The 3,242-nt window shown below is 39.9% G+C and carries 2 protein-coding genes; both read left to right on the top strand.

The features are described 5' to 3' along the window. Positions 1-177 precede the first annotated feature (177 nt). Positions 178-2,817, top strand: coding sequence for a GH116 family glycosyl hydrolase (locus AC1DG9_RS25410; RefSeq protein ID WP_337716074.1), 2,640 nt, complete (start codon positions 178-180; stop codon positions 2,815-2,817). A 30-nt stretch (positions 2,818-2,847) separates the two neighbouring features. Next, a partial coding sequence (locus tag AC1DG9_RS25405) for a GTP-binding protein (protein WP_477635498.1) occupies positions 2,848-3,242 on the top strand: 395 nt, incomplete at its 3' end.

Raw genomic sequence — 3,242 nt, 5'->3', positions numbered from 1 at the left:
GGTATCTATTCTAATGTGAATGAAGCAATGAACGCAATAGGGAAAGGATTTGATAAAACCTACCATCCTGATGACAGACTGGCACATTTGTATGACTTGAGGTACGAAAAATATGAAAGATTAGGAAAATATCTGGAAACAACTATTTAATTATAACCATCACTAATTATAGTACTGATGAAAAATAATGATAACAGACGTTCATTTATAAAGAAAATAACCATCGGCGGTATCGGACTCACTGCGATGCCATCGGTGATGATGGCCGAAGCCGGAAGCGATACGCCTGATAAGGTAAATGAAACTTTACAGGCGTCTTTAAAACAGGATGAAAAGAATATAAAAAGAGCTTATAATACCAGCTATAAAAACGAAAATCTCAGAAGAGTAGCATTTCCGATTGGTGGTTTGGGTTCTGGGATGTTCTGTTTAGAAGGTAGCGGAGCCATATCTCATATGTCTATTCGCAACAGACCTGAAATATTTCATGAGCCCAATATGTTTGCCGCAATTGCTGTAAAAGGCAAACAAACGGTAGCACGGGTATTGGAAGGGCCAATTGAAGAGTGGAAGATGTTTGGTCAGCGCGGTACGGGTAATGGGGCTAGCGGGAGTAACTACGGTTTGCCAAGATTCAACAGTGCTGTATTTACAGATCGGTTTCCATTTGCAACTATTGATCTTGAAGAAAAGGACATACCGTTAACAACACAGATTTTGGGATGGAGTCCATTTATTCCAACTGACGAAGACAACTCAAGCTTACCAGCAGGTGCATTAGAATATAAATTCACAAACAATACTTCAGAAACTATTGAAGCAGTCTTTTCTTATAATGCAAGAAATTTTGTGTTACAGGGCGGCCAAAAAGGAGCCATTAAAAAGTTATCAAATGGATTCATTCTGTCGCAGGAAGGAACAACTGAAAAACCACATTTAAAAACAGACTTTGCTATTTTCACCCATGAACCTGCAACTGTGGATTATTGTTGGTTCAGAGGTGGATGGTTTGACCCTTTAACCATGGTTTGGAATACAATTAAAGAGGGAAAAGTTAAGGCTCAGGAGCCTGATTCAGATGCACCTGGTGCTTCGTTATTTGTTCCGTTTAAATTAAACGCAGGAGAACAAAAAACCATCAGGCTTATGATGGCCTGGTATGTTCCGGATTCAGATCTTCATATTGGAGATGTGGTCGTTGATCCAAAAAAGGCTGAATCGGCGGATTGTTGTGTAACCCCCTATGCAATTGGTTTGGAAGAGAAGTCAACTTACAATGATCGAAATTACAAACCCTGGTATAGCAGTAAATTTAAAGGCATAGAAGAGGCTGCAGCTTATTGGAAAGATAATTATGAGGAACTGCAAAAGAAGTCAGCAATATTCCGTGATGCTTTTTACTCGAGTACTTTACCTCCGGCAGTTGTTGAAGCCGTTGCGGCAAACCTGACTATCCTTAAATCGCCAACAGTATTGAGACAATATGATGGTCGTTTGTGGAGCTGGGAAGGGTGCGGAGATGATGGTGGGTGCTGTCATGGTAGTTGTACACACGTATGGAATTACGCACAGGCAATTCCTCATCTTTTTCCATCCCTGGAAAGGAGTTTGAGAACTACAGAGTTCTGTGAAAATCAAAATTTTGAAGGGCATCAGCAATTTAGGGCAAATATGCCTATTAGTCCGGCTAAACATGATTTTCATGCTGCTGCAGATGGCCAGCTTGGGGGCATCATGAAAGTATACAGAGAATGGAGAATTAGTGGTGATGCCATATGGTTAAAAAAAATATATCCAATGGTAAAAACGAGCATGGATTATGCAATTAACACCTGGGATCCAAGAAGCAAGGGAATTGTCGAAGAGCCGCATCATAATACCTATGATATTGAGTTCTGGGGACCTGACGGGATGTGTACGAGTTTTTACCTGGGAGCCCTTAATGCAATTATTAAGATGGGACAGTTTCTTAAAAAAGATATATCAAAATATAAGACACTCTACACTGCCGGCAAAAAGTTCATGGAAAGTGAGTTATATAATGGAGAATATTTTAATCAGAAAATTCAGTGGACAGGGTTAAACGCGCCAAATCCAGTAAATGAAAAATCTTTTGCTACTCAATATACTGCTGAAGCATTAGAAATATTAAAGAAAGAGGGACCAAAATATCAGTATGGAACAGGTTGCTTATCTGATGGTATTCTTGGCGGATGGATTTCCAGAATGTGCGGACTTGAAGAACCGTTGGATGTTGAAAAGACCAAAAGTCATTTATTATCTGTTCACAAATACAATCTGAAGGCAGATTTAAGTGACCACGTAAACCCTCAGCGTCCATCATATGCTGCAGGGCATGAAGGCGGCCTTTTGTTATGTTCATGGCCGAAAGGAGGGATGTTGTCTCTGCCCTTTGTTTACAGCAATGAAGTGTGGACAGGAATTGAGTATCAGGTAGCATCCCATCTGATGCTTATGGGGCAAGTGAATGAAGGTCTGGATATTGTAAAGGCTTGTCGCGACCGATATGATGGCCGAGTGCGTAATCCTTTTAATGAATATGAATGTGGGCACTGGTATGCCAGGGCAATGTCTAGCTACGGAATGATACAAGGGCTTACCGGAGTACGCTATGATGCCGTAGACAAGACCTTACATGTAGATTCCAAAGTAGGAGATTTTACCAGCTTCCTATCGACAAATTCAGGTTTCGGTACAGTAAGTTTTAAAGATAATAAAGCATCACTTAACATTGCTTACGGTAAAATACCAGTTAAAAAAGTACTGATAGCAGGTAAAGAAACACGATTGTCGTAGTTGTAAAGTATATAAATTAAAATAGAAACGATGAAATTATATCTGATCGGCGGTTTCCTGGGTAGCGGTAAAACAACGGCTATTCGAAATGCATGCGCTCAATTAATGAAAGAGAATGTGAACGTTGGTGTAATTACTAACGACCAAGGGGTTCAGTTGGTAGATACCAGATTCATCCGTAATGCAAATATTCCAGTAATGGAAGTGACCGATGGTTGTTTTTGTTGTAATTATGATAAAGTAGACAGTTTGATTGAAATACTAAAAGAAACCAATCACGCTGAAATTGTATTTGCGGAATCAGTAGGATCCTGTACAGATATGATTGCCACAGTGGTAAAACCACTGCAAAAATTTCGCAAGGATATAGGAACCGTAATCTCTGTTTTTGTTGATGCAAATGTGTTACCGACGATGCTCCAGGC

This window comes from Pedobacter sp. 05L430 (genome assembly GCF_056397585.1).
This window is presented reverse-complemented; position numbering and strand designations above follow the sequence as displayed.

What these genes read in the sequence shown, in the direction of transcription:
- AC1DG9_RS25410 (WP_337716074.1), top strand. Translation starts at nt 178, where the DNA reads ATGAAAAATAATGATAACAGACGTTCATTTATAAAGAAAATAACCATC.